The 17,502-nt window shown below is 70.4% G+C and carries 12 protein-coding genes; 6 read left to right on the forward strand and 6 right to left on the reverse strand.

Annotated features, from left to right (window positions below; genetic code table 11):
• Window positions 1-57 precede the first annotated feature (57 nt).
• A complete protein-coding gene (aceE, locus tag IQ210_RS33495) occupies window positions 58-2,763 on the reverse strand; it encodes a pyruvate dehydrogenase (acetyl-transferring), homodimeric type (protein WP_194082931.1) in 2,706 nt (901 codons plus the stop codon).
• Window positions 2,764-3,131: 368 nt separating this feature from the next.
• Entirely contained in the window at window positions 3,132-3,764 is a 633-nt protein-coding gene (locus IQ210_RS33500; protein WP_059191326.1) for a GntR family transcriptional regulator, read from the reverse strand.
• A 281-nt stretch (window positions 3,765-4,045) separates the two neighbouring features.
• Between IQ210_RS33500 and IQ210_RS33505 the strand changes: the two genes are divergently transcribed.
• Complete coding sequence (locus IQ210_RS33505) at window positions 4,046-4,723, forward strand: hypothetical protein (RefSeq protein WP_194082932.1); 678 nt, start codon at window positions 4,046-4,048, stop codon at window positions 4,721-4,723.
• 63 nt (window positions 4,724-4,786) lie between these two features.
• On the opposite strand, the gene sucB is transcribed toward IQ210_RS33505, so the two are convergent.
• The 3 genes from sucB to IQ210_RS33520 all read right to left on the reverse strand — a co-directional run bounded on the left by sucB (window position 4,787) and on the right by IQ210_RS33520 (window position 9,870).
• Entirely contained in the window at window positions 4,787-6,589 is a 1,803-nt protein-coding gene (gene sucB, locus IQ210_RS33510) for a 2-oxoglutarate dehydrogenase, E2 component, dihydrolipoamide succinyltransferase (protein ID WP_194082933.1), read from the reverse strand.
• A 73-nt stretch (window positions 6,590-6,662) separates the two neighbouring features.
• On the reverse strand, window positions 6,663-8,051 hold the full coding sequence (gene lpdA / locus IQ210_RS33515) for a dihydrolipoyl dehydrogenase (protein ID WP_059191323.1): 1,389 nt from the start codon (window positions 8,049-8,051) through the stop codon (window positions 6,663-6,665).
• Window positions 8,052-8,337: 286 nt separating this feature from the next.
• Entirely contained in the window at window positions 8,338-9,870 is a 1,533-nt protein-coding gene (locus tag IQ210_RS33520) for a leucyl aminopeptidase (protein WP_194082934.1), read from the reverse strand.
• 353 nt (window positions 9,871-10,223) lie between these two features.
• Between IQ210_RS33520 and IQ210_RS33525 the strand changes: the two genes are divergently transcribed.
• The 5 genes from IQ210_RS33525 (at window position 10,224) to IQ210_RS33545 (ending at window position 16,682) form a co-directional block, all read left to right on the forward strand.
• Window positions 10,224-12,251, forward strand: coding sequence for a hypothetical protein (locus IQ210_RS33525; protein WP_194082935.1), 2,028 nt, complete (start codon window positions 10,224-10,226; stop codon window positions 12,249-12,251).
• 144 nt (window positions 12,252-12,395) lie between these two features.
• Window positions 12,396-13,922 (forward strand): GT4 family glycosyltransferase PelF, encoded by a 1,527-nt coding sequence (pelF, locus tag IQ210_RS33530; RefSeq protein WP_194082936.1) that lies wholly within the window; start codon window positions 12,396-12,398, stop codon window positions 13,920-13,922.
• Window positions 13,919-15,283: a hypothetical protein gene (locus IQ210_RS33535; RefSeq protein WP_194082937.1), complete on the forward strand. Its 1,365-nt coding sequence runs from the start codon at window positions 13,919-13,921 to the stop codon at window positions 15,281-15,283. Before pelF ends, IQ210_RS33535 begins: the two co-directional genes overlap by 4 nt.
• Window positions 15,280-15,909, forward strand: a complete 630-nt coding sequence (locus tag IQ210_RS33540) for a spherulation-specific family 4 protein (RefSeq protein ID WP_194082938.1) — start codon at window positions 15,280-15,282, stop codon at window positions 15,907-15,909. The genes IQ210_RS33535 and IQ210_RS33540 overlap by 4 nt, the downstream gene beginning before the upstream one ends.
• Window positions 15,906-16,682 (forward strand): endo alpha-1,4 polygalactosaminidase, encoded by a 777-nt coding sequence (locus tag IQ210_RS33545; RefSeq protein WP_194082939.1) that lies wholly within the window; start codon window positions 15,906-15,908, stop codon window positions 16,680-16,682. The genes IQ210_RS33540 and IQ210_RS33545 overlap by 4 nt, the downstream gene beginning before the upstream one ends.
• Here IQ210_RS33545 and IQ210_RS33550 read toward each other — a convergent pair.
• Window positions 16,679-17,467: an adenosylcobinamide-GDP ribazoletransferase gene (locus IQ210_RS33550; protein ID WP_194082940.1), complete on the reverse strand. Its 789-nt coding sequence runs from the start codon at window positions 17,465-17,467 to the stop codon at window positions 16,679-16,681. The genes IQ210_RS33545 and IQ210_RS33550 overlap by 4 nt on opposite strands.
• Between the last annotated feature and the right edge of the window lie 35 nt (window positions 17,468-17,502).

A 17,502-nucleotide genomic window follows, 5' to 3' on the forward strand; every position in this document is an offset into this window, starting at 1 on the left:
GGCCCATCATGCAACGAGGCCCCCGCCGCAGCGGGGGCCTCCTCACTCACCGAGCTTCTACAGCCCGTACTTCTCGCGCGCTTCCTTCACAGCCGTCGCCTTCACCTCACCGCGCCGCGCCAGCTGCGCCAGCGCGGCCACGACGATCGACTCGGCGTCGACACCGAAGTGACGGCGGGCCGCCTCGCGGGTGTCGGAGAGGCCGAAGCCGTCCGCGCCCAGCGACGACCAGTCCTGCTCGACCCACTGCGCGATCTGGTCCGGGACCTGACGCATGTAGTCGGAGACGGCCAGGACCGGGCCCTCGGCGCCGTGCAGCGCCTGACGGACGTACGGCACCCGCTCCTCACCGCGCAGCAGGGCCGCGTCGGCCTCCAGCGCGTCACGCCGCAGCTCGCTCCAGGACGTCGCGGACCAGACGTCGGCCGCCACGCCCCACTCCTCGGCCAGCAGCTGCTGCGCCTTCAGCGTCCAGTGGATCGCCGTGCCGGAGCCCAGCAGCTGGATGCGCGGGGCGTTGGCCGCGGCCACGTTCAGGCCCGCCGACTCCGCCGTGTTGAAGCGGTACAGGCCCTTGACGATGCCCTCGTCGATGCCGAGCCCGGAGGGCTTCGCCGGCTGCGGGAGCGGCTCGTTGTAGACCGTCAGGTAGTAGAAGACGTTCGGGTCCTCACCCGGGGCCGCCTCGCCGTACATCCGGCGCAGACCGTCCTTGACGATCGTGGCGACCTCGTACGCGAACGCCGGGTCGTACGTCAGGGAGGCGGGGTTGGTCGCCGCGATGACCGGCGAGTGCCCGTCCGCGTGCTGGAGACCCTCACCCGTCAGCGTCGTACGCCCGGCCGTCGCACCGACCAGGAAGCCGCGGCCCAGCTGGTCGCCGAGCTGCCACATCTGGTCGGCCGTGCGCTGCCAGCCGAACATCGAGTAGAAGATGTAGAACGGGATCATCGCTTCGCCGTGCGTGGCGTACGCGGTCGACGCGGCGATGAAGTCGGCCATCGAACCGGCCTCGGTGATCCCCTCGTTGAGGATCTGGCCGTTCTTGGCCTCCTTGTAGTACATGAGCTGGTCGCGGTCGACCGGCTCGTACGTCTGGCCCTTGGGCGAGTAGATGCCCAGGGACGGGAAGAGGCTCTCCATGCCGAAGGTGCGCGCCTCGTCGGGGACGATCGGCACCCAGCGCTTGCCCGTCTCCTTGTCGCGGACCAGGTCCTTGATCAGGCGGACGAAGGCCATGGTGGTGGCCACGTTCTGGGAGCCGGAGCCCTTGTCGAAGGAGGCGAAGGCCTTCTCGGCGGGGGCGGGCAGCGGGGCGAGCGCGTGCGTGCGGCGGGCCGGGGCCGGGCCGCCGAGGGCCGCGCGGCGCTCCTGGAGGTAGCGCACCTCGGGGGAGTCGGCGCCGGGGTGGCCGTAGGGCACGACACCGTCGACGAACTGGCTGTCCGAGATCGGCAGCTCAAGAAGATCACGCATCGTCTTGAACTCGTCCACCGTCAGCTTCTTCATCTGGTGGTTGGCGTTCTTCGACGCGAAGCCCTCGCCGAGCGTGTGGCCCTTGACCGTCTGGGCCAGGATCACCGTCGGCGCGCCCTTGAATTCGACCGCGGCCTTGTAGGCGGCGTACACCTTGCGCGCCTCGTGGCCACCGCGGGAGAGGTGGAAGCACTCCAGGATCTTGTCGTTGCTCAGCAGCTTCGCCATCTCGGCGAGCGCCGGGTCCTTGCCGAAGAAGTCCTGGCGGATGTAGGCGGCGTCGCGGGTCTGGTACGTCTGGACCTGCGCGTCCGGTACCTCGCGCAGCCGGCGTACGAGCGCGCCCGTGGTGTCGAGCTGGAACAGCTCGTCCCAGGCCGAGCCCCACAGCGTCTTGATGACGTTCCAGCCGGCGCCGCGGAACTGGGCCTCCAGCTCCTGCACGATCTTGAAGTTCGCGCGGACCGGGCCGTCGAGGCGCTGGAGGTTGCAGTTGATGACGAAGGTGAGGTTGTCGAGACCCTCACGCGAGGCCAGTGCGAGTGCCGCCGTCGACTCGGGCTCGTCCATCTCGCCGTCGCCCAGGAAGGCCCAGACGTGCGAGGCGGAGACGTCCTTGATGCCGCGGTTGGTGAGATACCGGTTGAAGCGCGCCTGGTAGATGGCGGAGAGCGGACCGAGACCCATGGAGACGGTCGGGAACTCCCACAGCCAGGGCAGCCGGCGGGGGTGCGGGTACGACGGGAGGCCGTTGCCCCCGGACTCGCGGCGGAAGTTGTCGAGGTGCGCCTCGTTGAGGCGGCCGTCGAGGAAGGCGCGGGCGTAGATGCCGGGGGAGGCGTGGCCCTGGATGTAGAGCTGGTCGCCGGAACCGTCGGCTTCCTTGCCCTTGAAGAAGTGGTTGAAGCCGGTCTCGTAGAGCCAGGCCGCGGAGGCGAAGGTGGCGATGTGGCCGCCGACGCCGTATTTGCTGCCCCGGGTCACCATGGCGGCCGCGTTCCAGCGGTTCCAGGCGGTGATACGGGCCTCCATCTCCGGGTCACCGGGCTGACCCGGCTCCGCGGAGGTGGGGATGGTGTTGACGTAGTCGGTCTCGAGGAGCTTCGGCAGCGCGATGCCGTTGCCCTCCGCCCTCTCCAGCGTGCGGCGCATCAGGTACGCGGCACGGTGCGGGCCGGCAGCCTTGGCGACCGCGTCCAGGGAGGCCTGCCATTCGGCGGTCTCCTCGGGGTCCCGGTCGGGGAGCTGGTCGAGCTCGCTCGGCTGGATGGCGTTGGGGTCGGTCATGTCGCCGCCTTCCTCAGTCGAAGGGGGTTCCCTCATCTGTAAGGGTTCGGGGGTGCCCTAGGTCTTTGGCAGGACAGGGCTTGAGCTTCGGTGGAAGCCCGTCAGGCCCCGGTGGAGGCCCGTCGGCGACTGTAACTCCCTGATCGATGATCGATCAAAGGGTTGAGGGGCAAAACCTCTTGATTCCGAGAAAGTAGGCACGCGGTGCCTCCGGCGGTGGCACCGGGTGACGGGATTTTCCCGCTGTTTTCGCAGGTGAGCGGGGCAGTGCTCTAGTGCGGGTGAGGGTGAGTCACCTAGGGGCGCGGGGAACTGCGCGACCAGCCACAACGCACCCGCACCCGGCAATGCACCTCAGAAACCCCTGCCTACTCCCCTTCATGCCGCGGGGCGCAGCCCAACACATGCGCCTTCACCAGCTCCGCGATACGAGGATCCCGACGCCGAAACGCCTGCACCAACTCCTCGTGCTCCTCCGCGTACGACTGCTGCACCGTCCCCAGCCACCGGATCGACAGCGCCGTGAACACCTCGATGCCGAGCCCCTCCCAGGTGTGCAGCAGCACGGAGTTGCCCGCCGCCCGCACCATCTCCCGATGGAAGCCCACCGTGTGCCGCACCTGCGCCGTGCCGTCCGACTCCCGGTCCGCCTCGTACAGCGCGGCGACATGCGGCTCGAGCGCCGAGCAGTCGCCCGCCAGCCGCTCCGCCGCCAGCTCCGCCGCGATCGCCTCCAGACCGGCCCGGACCGGGTAGCTCTCCTCCAGGTCGGCCGCCGTCAGGTTCCGCACCCGCACGCCCTTGTTCGGCGCCGACTCGATCAGCCGCAGCGACTCCAGCTCGCGCAGCGCTTCCCGCACCGGCGTCTGGCTGACCTCCAGCTCGGTCGCGATCCGCCGCTCGACGATGCGCTCGCCCGGCTTCCAGCGCCCGCTCACGATCCCCTCCACGATGTGCTCGCGGATCTGTTCGCGCAGCGAGTGGACGACGGGCGCGGTCATGAGTGCTCCTTAAGGAGGGGCCGCCCATCGGCCCCGGGGGCGTTTGACGTTTAGACAATAAGGCCGCAAGCGCTTCCCGGAGGGGCGCACGGGGGCGCTTTCCCGCAGGTGAGACGAGACTTACACGCTCCACAGGCCGACTCGCCCTGTAAAGCCCCGTACCGGAGCGGCCCCGGAGGCGTCACCGCCGTGTCACCGGAGGAACCCCGGCACGCCGCTTCCCCGTCGCGGTCGGCGTGGGGTGCCCGCGCGGGGCGCCCCCGGCACCATCGGGGGATGGCATGAACAACCGAGGACGGCGCGGAGCGCTTCGCTGGACGGCCGCGGCGGCCGTGATCGGCGCGATCGTCGGCATCACCGGCTGCCAGCAGACGGCCACCAGGACGAAGGCGGAGGCCACACCCAGCGGCACCGCCGAGGCGCTCACCAACATGGCGGGCGGCAGCCGGGCCGGCGGCGGCGCCTGCGTCTTCGTCAAGCCGGACGGGGCGCAGAAGTTCGGGCACGTCGGCTGGGGCTTCCGGATCACCGGCACGAACCAGTGGGTCTACGGCGCCGTGGAGAACCCCACCAACAAGCTCTACACCCCGCCGGGCGGCGACATCGGCGCCTGGCACGCGCAAGGGACGTACGACCGCATGCTCAGCGACATGTCCCGGGACGCCCACTACCCCGGCAAGTCCAGCCACCCGTACAGCCGTTACCGCTGTGTCGCGTCCTCGACCAGCGACGTGAACGCGGCCTGGGCCATGATCCGTACCGTCGAGAGCCGCGGCTTCCTCGTCGGCCTCGACCGGAAGACCGGCGAACTCACCTCACGCGACTGCCTCGACGCCACGTACGACGTCCTGAAGGCCTACCGCACCCGGCACCTGACCTACTCGCCCCGGCTCAACGTCCCGAACGTGTGGGTCGAGACCCTGTGGGCCTGGAGCGACCGCACGCTGACGCCCCGGTAGCGGACAAGACGGTGCCCCGCCCGGAAAGCTCCGGACGGGGCACCGACGTACTGCCAACGAGCCTTACAGGCCGAGCTCGACCTCGAACTCGCCCGCCTCCAGGATCGCCTTGACCGCGGTCAGGTAACGGGCCGCGTCGGCGCCGTCCACCAGACGGTGGTCGTAGGAGAGGGTCAGGTACGTCATGTCGCGGACACCGATGACCGTGCCCTCCTCGGTCTCGATGACCGCCGGGCGCTTGACCGTGGCACCGATGCCGAGGATCGCGACCTGGCCCGGCGGCACGATGATCGTGTCGAAGAGCGCACCGCGCGAACCGGTGTTGGAGATGGTGAAGGTCGCGCCGGACAGCTCGTCGGGCGTGATCTTGTTGGCGCGGACCTTGCCGGCCAGCTCCGCCGTGGCCTTCGCGATGCCGGCGATGTTGAGGTCGCCCGCGTGCTTGATGACCGGGGTCATCAGGCCCTTCTCGGAGTCCACAGCGATACCGATGTTCTCGGTGTCGAAGTAGGTGATCGTGCCTTCGCCCTCGTTGATCTTGGCGTTGATCGGCGCGTGCGCCTTCAGCGCCTGGGCGGCGGCCTTGACGAAGAACGGCATCGGGGAGAGCTTGACGCCCTCACGGGCCGCGAAGGCGTCCTTGGCGCGGGCGCGCAGCTTCATCAGACGCGTGACGTCGACCTCGACGACCGAGGACAGCTGCGCCTGCTCGTGCAGCGCCTTGACCATGTTGTCGCCGATGACCTTGCGGATGCGCGGCATCTTGACGGTCTGGCCACGGAGGGGGGAGGCCTCCAGCGTCGGCGCCTTCTTGGCGGCGGGGGCGGCCGGAGCAGCAGCGGCCGGAGCCGGGGCAGCGGCGGCGGCCTTCGCGGCCTCGGCGGCGGCGATGACGTCCTGCTTGCGGATACGACCGCCGACGCCGGTGCCCTTGACGGAGGCCAGGTCGACGCCGTTCTCGGCGGCGAGCTTGCGCACCAGCGGGGTCACGTAGGCGCCGTCGTCACCGGAGGTCGCGGCCGGAGCCGGAGCAGCGGGGGCGACCGGAGCCGGCGCGGCCGGCGCGGGGGCCGGGGCGGCCGGAGCCGGAGCAGCGGCGACCGGGGCGGGCGCGGGAGCCGGCGCGGCGGGGGCCGGAGCCGGGGCCGGCGGCGCCACGGGGGCGGCCGGGGCGGCGGGAGCCGGGGCAGCGGCGGCCGGAGCCGGAGCCGCGGGGGCGGCAGCGGCCGGAGCGGCACCCGGGGCACCGATGACGGCGAGCTTGGCGCCGACCTCGGCGGTCTCGTCCTCACCGACGACGATCTCGAGCAGCACACCGGAGGTGGGCGCCGGGATCTCGGTGTCGACCTTGTCCGTGGAGACCTCGAGCAGCGGCTCGTCGGCCTCGACGGAGTCGCCGACCGACTTCAGCCAGCGGGTGACGGTGCCCTCGGTGACGGACTCGCCGAGCGCGGGCAGGACGACGTCCGTGCCCTCGGCGCTGCCGCCGCCGGTGGCGGCCTCGGCGGTGGGAGCGGGCGCCGGGGCGGCCTGCTCGGTGGACGGGGCGGCAGCGGCCGGCTCCGGAGCCGCGGCGGGCTCGGGGGCGGGCTCGGCGGCCGGGGCCGGAGCGGCGGCGGGGGCGCCGGTGCCGTCGTCGATGATGGCCAGCTCGGCGCCGACCTCGACGGTCTCGTCCTCGGCGACCTTGATGGAGGACAGGACGCCGGACACGGGCGAGGGGATCTCGGTGTCGACCTTGTCGGTCGACACCTCGAGCAGCGGCTCGTCGGCCTCTACTCGCTCACCCTCGGCCTTCAGCCAGCGGGTGACAGTGCCCTCGGTGACGCTCTCGCCGAGCGCCGGAAGGGTTACGGAAACCGCCATGGTTTCGGTTGCTCCTTACGAATTGCGGAAGTCTGTGTCGTCGCGGAGTCGCGTGCGCTTCGTCGACCGAGGGTCAGTCGTGAGCGTGCAGCGGCTTGCCGGCCAGCGCCAGGTGGGCCTCGCCGAGCGCCTCGTTCTGCGTCGGGTGGGCGTGGATGAGCTGGGCGACCTCGGCCGGCAGCGCCTCCCAGTTGTAGATCAGCTGGGCCTCGCCGACCTGCTCGCCCATGCGGTCGCCGACCATGTGGACGCCGACCACGGCACCGTCCTTGACCTGGACGAGCTTGATCTCGCCCGCGGTCTGGAGGATCTTGCTCTTGCCGTTGCCCGCCAGGTTGTACTTCAGAGCGACGACCTTGTCCGCACCGTAGATCTCCTTGGCCTTGGCCTCGGTGATACCGACGGAGGCGACCTCCGGGTGGCAGTAGGTCACGCGGGGGACACCGTCGTAGTCGATCGGGACGGCCTTGAGGCCGGCCAGACGCTCCGCAACCAGGATGCCCTCGGCGAAGCCGACGTGCGCGAGCTGGAGGGTCGGGACCAGGTCGCCGACGGCGGAGATGGTGGGGACGTTCGTCCGCATGTACTCGTCGACCAGGACGTAGCCGCGGTCCATGGCGACGCCCTGCTCCTCGTAGCCGAGACCGGCGGAGACCGGGCCGCGGCCGACGGCCACCAGCAGGACCTCGGCCTCGAACTCCTTGCCGTCGGCCAGGGTGACCTTGACGCCGTCGGCGGTGTACTCGGCCTTCGAGAAGAAGGTGCCCAGGTTGAACTTGATGCCGCGCTTGCGGAACGCGCGCTCAAGAAGCTTGGAGGAGTTCTCGTCCTCGACCGGGACCAGGTGCTTCAGACCCTCGATGACGGTGACGTCCGCACCGAAGGACTTCCAGGCGGAGGCGAACTCGACGCCGATGACACCGCCGCCGAGGATGATCGCGGACTTCGGCACGCGGTCCAGGACGAGGGCGTGGTCCGAGGAGATGATCCGGTTGCCGTCGATCTCCAGGCCCGGCAGCGACTTCGGCACGGAGCCGGTCGCGAGGAGCACGTGGCGCCCCTGGATGCGCTGGCCGTTCACGTCGACGGAGGTGGGGGAGGAGAGCCGCCCCTCACCCTCGATGTAGGTGACCTTCCGGGAGGCGACAAGCCCCTGGAGGCCCTTGTACAGGCCGGAGATGACACCGTCCTTGTACTTGTGGACCCCGGCGATGTCGATGCCCTCGAAGGTGGCCTTCACACCGAACTGCTCGCTCTCGCGGGCCTGGTCGGCGATCTCGCCCGCGTGGAGCAGGGCCTTCGTGGGGATGCATCCCCGGTGCAGGCAGGTGCCGCCGACCTTGTCCTTCTCGATCAGGGCGACGTCCAGGCCCAGCTGCGCCCCGCGCAGGGCCGCGGCGTAACCGCCACTACCACCGCCGAGGATCACTAGGTCGAAAACGGTGCTGGCGTCGTTCGCCACGTCACGTCCTCCATGCATGTGCGCCTACGCCGGTCTGCGGTGACCGGTCGGCGGCTGGTGTCCGGCCGCTCTTTCTTCGGCCCTGTGGTGGGGCCCTGTCCTGCCGAGCCCCATCTTCGCACTTGTCGGAAGGGAACGAGACGCCGGGCCGGGGTGTGAGACGCCACACGCTCACATGTGAAGAGACGTCGCGGTGAGGCACCTAGGGGCGCGGGGAACTGCGCGACAAGCCACAACGGACCCGCAGCCGCCCACGCCCCAGGCGCACCGAGCTCTTAGGCGACCATCACCCCAGGTCACCCGAGGCAGTCAGCTCCGCCAGCCGCACCAACGTACGCACAGCGGTCCCCGTCCCTCCCTTGGGCGTGTACCCGAAAGGCCCACCCTCGTTGAAAGCAGGCCCGGCGATGTCGAGGTGCGCCCAGGTGATCCCCTCGCCCACAAACTCCCGCAGGAAGAGCCCGGCGACCAGACCACCACCCATCCGCTCACCCATGTTCGCGATATCGGCGGTCGGGGACTCCATCCCCTTGCGCAGGTGCTCAGGCAGCGGCATGGGCCACGCGGGCTCGCCGACCTCCTCCGCCGCCTCGTGCACCGCGGAGCGGAACGCATCGTCGTTCGCCATGATCCCGTACGTCCGGCTGCCCAGCGCCAGCATCATCGCCCCGGTCAGCGTCGCCACGTCGACGATCGCGTCCGGCTTCTCCTCCGACGCCGCCCACAGCGCGTCGGCTAGCACCAGCCGCCCCTCCGCGTCGGTGTTGAGGACCTCGACGGTCTTCCCGCTGTACATCCGCAGTACGTCACCCGGCCGCACCGCCGACCCCGACGGCATGTTCTCGGCGAGCGCCAGCCATCCGGTGACGTTCACCTCGAGACCGAGCCGCGCGACCGCGACGACGGCGGCGAAGACGGCCGCCGCACCGCTCATGTCGCACTTCATCGTCTCGTTGTGACCGGCCGGCTTCAGCGAGATGCCGCCCGAGTCGTACGTGATGCCCTTGCCGACGAGCGCGAGGTGCTTCTTCGCCTTGGAGGAGGTGTACGACAGCTTCACCAGCCGCGGCTTCGCCTCGGAACCGCCGCCGACGCCGAGGATGCCGCCGTAGCCGCCCTTGACCAGCGCCTTGTCGTCGAGCACCTGCACCTTGATGCCGTGCTCCTTGCCCGCGGCCTGCGCGACGGCGGCGAAGGCCTCCGGGTACAGGTCGTTCGGCGGGGTGTTGATCAGGTCTCGAGCGCGGTTCAGCTCCTCCGAGACCGCGAGGGCCCGCTCGACGGCCGCCTTGTAGGCGCGGTCGCGGGGCTTGCCGCCCAGCAGGGCCACCTCGGCGAGCGGCGCCTTGCCCTTCTTCGGGTCCTTGCCGTTCTCCTTGTACGCGTCGAAGGAGTACGCGCCGAGCAGCGCGCCCTCGGCGATCGCACCGGCGTCCGCGGCGTCCGTCAGCGGCAGCGCGAACGCGGCCTTCTTGGAGCCGTTCAGCGCGCGGGCGGCCGTACCGGCGGCCCGGCGCAGCGCCTCGGCGTCGAAGGAGGAGTCCTTCTCGGGCTCCGGGCCGAGACCCACGGCCACGACGAGCGGCGTCTTGAAACCGGACGGCGCGGGCAGCTTCGTCACCTCGCCCTCGGCACCGGAGGCGCCGAGGGTCTCCAGGACGCCGGCGAGCTTGCCGTCGTAGGCCTTGTCCACGGCTTCGGCGCCCGGGGCGACGACCAGGCCCCCGGACCGGGATGCAGCGCCCTTGGCGACACCGATCACGATCGCGTCGGCCCGCAGGCCGGGCGCCGCGGCGGTGCTGAGAGTGAGAGCAGTCACGGTGGTGAAATCTCGCTTCCGATGTGAAGTTCCAGTGGTCGAGCGGGTGGGTCGACCGGGCCCGACAGCCGACCCTAGATCTGCGTCAGGGAGCAGCATCGACCGGGGCCTTCACCCCGTCGATGAACACCCGGAACGAGCCTACGCGCGTGGCGCGCTTTCGCTCATTCCTACGGGCGTTCACCTGTGGGTGGCGTCGTGGCCACTTCTCAGCTCTCACTCCCCGTCACCTCGGCCACACTCACTGTGTTCCGGTGGGCGCCCTGTTCGCCGCTTCGCATGATTTCCACGGATCCTCCCCGGATTTCCCGCAAAGGGGACGCGCGAGGATCTTCTGGGGGGAAGGACACCCAATGGCGCAAAGTGCGCACAGATGGAAGGCCGTCGCCGCCGTCTCCACGGCGGCGGGGCTGATCGCGCTGGGCCTGGGGGCGCCCGGCGCCACCGCGGCGACGACACCGCGCATCGACCTGAAGGTGCTGGTCGTGGACAACGGCGACAGCCCCGTCCAGGCCATCACCGCCCAGCTCAGGAACACCGGCATCCCGTACACCACCGTCGACCTGAACGACGCCAACCGCCCGGCCATCACGGCCGCGTTCCTCGCCGACACGGTCAACGGCACACCCCGGGCCCGCTACCAGGGCGTCGTGCTGCCCAACGAGGCCCCGTTCGGGGCCGGTTCGGCGGAGCAGACCGCGCTGGAGACGTACGAGAAGACGTACGGCATCCCGCAGGTCGACGCCTACACCTGGGCGCACCCGGAGGTGGGCCTGGACTACAGCGCGTACTCCGGGACGCTGGACGGCCGGACGGCGGACGTCACCACGGCGGGCAGGGCGGGCTGGTTCGGCTATCTCGACGGGGCCGTCACCTTCGAGGACAACTCGGCCTCGACGCAGGAGAGTTACGGCTTCGTCGCCACTCCTCGCACCGGCTTCACCAGTTACGTCGACGTCCCCGTGCCGGGAGGAACCGGCCGCGGCAGCCTGATCGGCGAGTACGCGCACGACGGCCGCCGCGAACTCGTCGTGACCTTCGCCTACAACCAGTACCAGCAGCAGTTCCGGGTGCTGGCCCGCGGCATCGTCGAGTGGCTGACCCAGGGCGTGCACCTGGGGCAGGCCCGCAACTACTTCGAGGTCCACGTCGACGACGTCTTCGCCCCCGACAGCCGCTGGGACACCACGCACAACTGCACTCCGGGCGACTTCACCTGCCCCGGCGGCGACGGCGAGGGGACCGTCCCGATCCGGATGACCGCCGCCGACGCCCAGTACGCGGCGCAGTGGCAGCAGGAGCACGGCTTCAAGCTCGACATGGTCTACAACGCCGGTTCCGGCGAGGAGTGGAAGACCGAGAACGGCGGCACCGACGCGCTCACCACGCAGTTGCTCGCCGACAAGGCCAAGTACCGCTGGATCAACCACACCTACACGCACAAGTTCCTCGGCTGCGTCCAGGACACCACCAGCGTGCCGTGGAGCTGCGCCAAGAACGCCGACGGCAGCACCCAGTACCTGAGCCGCGCCGACATCTCCGCGGAGATCAGCAACAACTACAACTGGGGCGTCAGCAAGGGACTTCCGCTCAACCGCGCCGAACTCGTCACCGGCGAACACTCGGGCCTGCGCACCCTGCCCCAGCAGCCCGACGACAACCCCAACCTCGCCGGTGCCCTGGCCGCCAACGGCGTGAAATGGACCGCCTCCGACAACTCCCGGGAACCCGAGCAGCGTTCGGTCGGCAGCAGCACCCTCACCGTGCCCCGCTACCCGATGAACGTGTACTACAACACGGGCACCGACGCCGAGATGGCCGACGAGTACAACTGGATCTACACCTCGGCGGCCGACGGCGGCAGCGGCCTCTGCGAGAACAACCCGTCGTCCACCTGCCTGCCCGCACCCCTCGACACCGCCACCGGCTACCGGTCGTACATCGTCCCGCAGGAGGCCCGCACCGCCCTCGGACACGCGATCTCGGGCGACCCGCGCCCGCACTACGCCCACCAGTCCAACCTGGCCGAGGACCGCACGCTCTACCCGGTCCTGAACAAGGTGCTGGCCGACTACCAGGCCCTGTTCGCCGACAACACCCCGCTGGAGAACCTCGCCCAGGCCGCCATCGGCACCGAACTCCAACGCCGCGCCGCCTGGCAGGCCGCGCTGGCCTCCGGCAAGGTCACGGCGTACCGGGTCGGCAACACGGTGACGATCACGGCCCCGAGCGGAACGCAGATCCCGGTGACGGCACCGGAGGGCACGAAGAAGCAACTGCTGCTGGGTACCGGCACATTCGGAACGCAGTACGCAGGCAGGCGCTCGGCATGGACCACGCCGGAGGCGCTGCAGTCGGCGGTCACTCTGAAGCTGCCGTAAGCGGCAACGCCCCAAGGGGCGCGGGGCTGTATCGATCTGCGGCTACCGCCGCGTGGGCGCGACCAGCCACGACGCGGCGGTAGCCAGGAGCCGGACGCAGCCCTCCGCACAACATCCGCACAACAGGGGGGATCACGCGCGGCTATGCGAACGGGCCGTCACGTCACCATGCTCACCGAAGGCACCTACCCACACGTCCACGGCGGCGTCAGCACCTGGTGCGACCAGCTGGTCAAGGGCATGCCGGAGGTCTACTTCCACATCCTGTCGCTCACCGGCAGCGGCCGCGAACCCGTGACCTGGGAGCTGCCGCCGAACGTCTACGCCCACACCTCGGTCCCCACCTGGGGCCCGCGCCCCGGCCGCAGAACCGCCCCGTACGGCAGGGCGAGGCGCCGCTTCCTCGACTCCTACGAGCGTTTCCTGCTCTCCTTCCTGGACCCGGGGAGCCACGACCACCACGACTTCGGCGAGGCCCTCTGCGAACTGGCCCGACTGGCCCGCGACGGACGGCTGTCGGCGGCCCTGCGCACGGAGTCGGCCCTGCGTTCCCTGATGTGGATCTGGACGATGCCGCACCTGCCCACGGCCGCCGCCCACCCCACGGTCCACGACGCCCTGACCGCCACCGACCTCCTCGAACACGCCCTGCGCCCGCTGGGCGTCCGTGTCCCCGAGGACTCGGTCGCGCACGCCGTGAGCAGTGGCCTGGCCACCCTGCCGGCCCTCGCCGCCCACGCCCTCGACGGCGTACCGTTCCTCCTCACCGAGCACGGCATCTACCTCCGCGAGCGCTACCTCGGCTACCGCTCCGACGCCCAACGCTGGCCGGTGAAGGCCTTCATGCTCGGCTTCTACCGTGAACTCAATTCACACGGATATCGGGCCGCCGACCTGGTCACACCGTGCAACCAGTACAACCGCCGCTGGGAGGAGCGCGGCGGCGCCGACGCCGACAAGATCCGCACGGTCTACAACGGCGTCGACCCGGCCGCCTTCCCGCACGCGGGCCCCGAACCCGAGATCCCCACCCTCACCTGGTGCGGCCGCGTGGACCCCATCAAGGACCTGGAGACCCTGATCCGCTCCTACGCGATGGTCCGCGCCGAACTCCCGGAAACCCGCCTGCGCCTGTTCGGCCCGGTCCCACCGGGCGGCGAGGAGTACAAGACCCGCCTGGAGAAGCTCGCCGCCGAACTCGGCGTCACCGACGGCCTCACCTTCGAGGGCCGCATCAGCGAGGTCTGGCGCGCCTACGCCGCCGGCCACGTGGTGATGCTCTCCTCCATCTCGGAAGGCTTCCCGTTCTCCATCATCGAGGCCATGTCCTGCGGCCGTACGACGGTGTCGACGGACGTCGGCGGCGTGCGCGAGGCCGTCGGCGACACGGGCCTGGTGGTCCCCCCGAGAGAACCGGAGAAGATGGCGGCAGCGGCCCTGACCCTGCTCAAGGACGACGAACGCCGCCTGAAACTGGGCGAGTTGTCCCGCCAACGAGTGATCGACCGCTTCACGCTCCGCCGCTCGGTGGACGCCTTCCGCACCATCTACCAGGAACTCGCGGGCCTGCCCGAGGTGTACGAGCCCACCATCGAGACCGTCACCGACTGGACCCGCGAACTGCGCGACCCCTGGTACGCGGCGGTCGCGACGGACGGAACCGACTGGTGAGCGGCTCCCTCTGGCTGTCACCAGGCGCCCGCCCGGACACCTTCCCCACGATCCCCAAACAGCGCACCACCCCCAGCTGGGCCGGCCCTGACCCCGTCGACGAACTCGCCGCCCGCCTCGACGACTTCGTCGCGGCCGCGGTCCACCCCGACGAGATCGCCGCGCTCCTGGAGAGTGACGGACTGTCGGACGACCAGATACGCGAGCGGTACGGCGTGAAGAACTCCTTCGCACTGGCCGAGGAACTCTACGAACGAGTCCCCCGCCGCCACCCCGAACCGGAGACCGCGCCCCACGACCCCTGGCGGGCAAGCCTGTTGACCTGCCTCCTTAGAGGAGTGGTCTTCGCCCTCCCAGGCTTCGCCTACGTACTCGCCGCCGCAGCCCCGCTCCCCCTCCTGGCCGGCGCCCTGACCGGCTGGACCTGGAACCAGGCCCTGGCCCATCGCGCGTACACCTGGCTGGGCTTGGGAGACGAGAGAGCGGCAAAGCGAACCCTGCTGCGAGGAGCACCGACGGGGGTGGTGCTGGGCACCTTGGTTGCATTGCTGGCATCAGGCACACCAGACCGGTCCGTGGCCTTCGCGGCAGGCCAGTCCCTGTACCTGGGAGCATCGACGATCCTGCTGGTACGGGCCCGCGAACGAGCGTTGCTACTGGCCCTGTTGCCCATGGCGACGGGCGCGGTTGTGGCTTTGTTCTGTGGTGTGCCGGAGGTCGCGAGACTTGTTCTGCTGCTGGCTCCCCTGACGGCAGTGGCAATCCTGGCTCTACTTGAAGTCATGCCTCGGGGCAACGCCGATAAGGGGCGCGGGGAACTGCGCGACCAGCCACAACGCACCCGCAGTCGAAAAACGACAATGGGCCCCCCACTCTCTTCGTCTTTCCCCTACGCCCTCTTCGGCTTGGCCACCGGCACCCTCGTCCTCCACGCAGCCCTAGCCGACCCCCTCACCGCCCTCATCCTCACCCTGAGCATGGGCCCCGCCGAATACCTCCTCCACCACCTCCGCAGCACCAGCACAACCGCCCTGCGTTCCAGCACCACCCCAACCGCCTTCCGCCGCGCAGCGACCCGCACCCTCCTGCACTCCCTCACCACCTACCTCCTCACCCTCCTCACCCTGGCCCTGACCACCGGCATCAGCCCAACCCCCCTGCTCCTCCTCGGCACCGTCCTGTGGACAGCCCTGCTGCTCCAGTCCTTCGGCGCGATCCTCAGCACGACAGCGATCTGCTCCGTGGCGGCCCTGGCCCAGACATTCGCCCCGCTGACCGCCCTGACCGTGTACGCGACCACCGCCACGACCCAGGCGGTCCTGGCCTGCGCCCTGCTGGGGAAGGCGACCGCCCACCGATGACGAACAACCTCCTGCTCCCGTACTACGAGCACCCGTCCGCCCGCCCCACGGAATGGGACGCGATCATCGCAGCGGCCCCCCACCTCTACGCCGTGGTCCTCAACCCGGCGAGCGGCCCCGGCGACCACCCCGACGAGGCCTTCGTAGAGGTGGCCGCCCGCCTCAAAGCCGCAGGCATACGGACCCTCGGCTACGTCGACACCGCCTACGCCCGCCGCCCCCACCCCGAGGTCGTCCGCGACCTCACCCACCACCACGACTGGTACGCCACGGACGGCGCCTTCCTGGACCAAGTGGCGTCAGGAGAAGCCGAGTTCACGTACTACCGCCGCCTCGCGACAGCAGTAAGCGGCACCCTCGTCCTCAACCACGGCACCGCCCCGCACCCCTCCTACGCCCGCATCGCCGACGTCCTCGTGACCTTCGAGGGCCCCTGGAAGTCGTACCTCCACCTCGGCCCACCGAAGTGGCGCGGCGGCACGGACGTACGGCTCTGTCATCTCGTGTACGGCGTCCCACGTGGCGCGGATCTCGCGGTGCACGGGGCGGATCTGTACTGCGGGGTGCCGGGCATGGGTGATCATCCTTGGGGTACGTTGCCCCACACTCTGGAGCCCGCTCAGTGAGACGCCTTCTCTGGCTGTTCCCCGTCCTCCTCCTCGCCGCCTGCACCACGGCCCAGGACGGAAAGCCGAGCCCCCGCTGGCAGCCGACCCCCGGTCTGGCCTGGCAGTGGCAGCTGAGCGGCCGGACGATCGACACCTCCGTCGACGTCCCGGTCTACGACATCGACGGCTTCGACCAGCCGAAGGCGACCGTGACCGCCCTGCACCGCGAGGACCGAAAGGTGATCTGCTACCTCTCCACCGGCGCCTGGGAGGACTGGCGGCCCGACGCGAAGAAGTTCCCCAAGTCGGTGATCGGCCGCGGCAACGGCTGGGAGGGCGAACGCTGGCTGGACATCCGTCAGGTCGATGTCCTTGAGCCGCTCATTGCCGCCCGTATGGACATGTGCAAGGACAAGGGCTTCGAAGCGGTCGAGCCGGACAACATGGACGGCTACAAGAACCGCACGGGCTTCGACCTCGACGCCTCCGACCAGCTCCGCTACAACCGCCTGATCGCGAAACTCGCCCACGACCGGGGCATGGCGGTCGGTCTGAAGAACGACCTGGACCAGATCCCGCAGCTGGTGGACGACTTCGACTTCGCGGTCAACGAACAGTGCGCCCAGTACGACGAGTGCGCGGCCAACACGCCGTTCATCAAGGCGGGCAAGGCCGTGTTCCACGTGGAGTACGAGCTGCCGACGAGCGCGTTCTGCGCGGAGTCGCGCCGGCTGAAGCTGAGCTCGATGGCGAAGAAGTACGAGCTGGGGGTGTGGCGCCGGGCCTGCTAGGCACCGAAGCTCAGGACGACCAGTGCCGTCGTCGCCGCGGTTTCCGCGAGCCCGCCGAACACATCGCCGGTGATCCCGCCGAAGCGGCGCGTGCAGTGCCGTAGCAGCAGCTCGGAGGCGGCGAGAGCGACCACGACGGCGACGACAGGACCGTAGCTCCCCGCCAGCAGCCCGCCCCCGCCCGCCGCCACCAGCACCGCGGCCGCGACCCCGATCGCACCCCCTACCGGCACCACCCCCGCCACCGCCGCCCCCAGCCCCTCCGGGCGGGCGGCCGGCACCCCGGCACGGGCCGCCAGGGTCAGTGCGAGCCGGGCGACGACCGCCGCGACGACGGTGGCCACCGCACCCCGGGCCCAGGAGTCGTCGTAGGCCCGTGCCAGTGCGGCCACCTGGCCGAGCAGCACGAAGACGAGGGTGATGACCCCGAACGGCCCGATGTCCGACTGCTTCATGATCCGCAGCGCGTCCTCCGCGGGCTTCCCGCTGCCGAGGCCGTCGGCGGTGTCGGCGATGCCGTCGAGGTGCAGGCCCCGGGTCAGTACGGCCGGTACCGCGGCCGAGCCGACCGCGGCGAGCAGCGCCCCCGAGCCCAGCCACAGCAGCGCGAGCCCGACGCCCGCCGCGAGCCCGCCGATCACCACACCCACCAGCGGGGCGCACAGCATGCCACCACGCGCCGCCTCCCGGTCCCAGCGGCTCACCCGCACGGGAAGCACACTCAGGGTGCCGAAAGCGAAACGGAGGCCATGAAGACGGCCGTGGAGCTGCGGGGACGTGGACACGCCCGGAAGAGTAGCCCGGCCACCGGACCCGCCCG

It is taken from the genome of Streptomyces justiciae (assembly GCF_015163075.1).
Classification (GTDB): Bacteria; Actinomycetota; Actinomycetes; order Streptomycetales; family Streptomycetaceae; genus Streptomyces; species Streptomyces justiciae.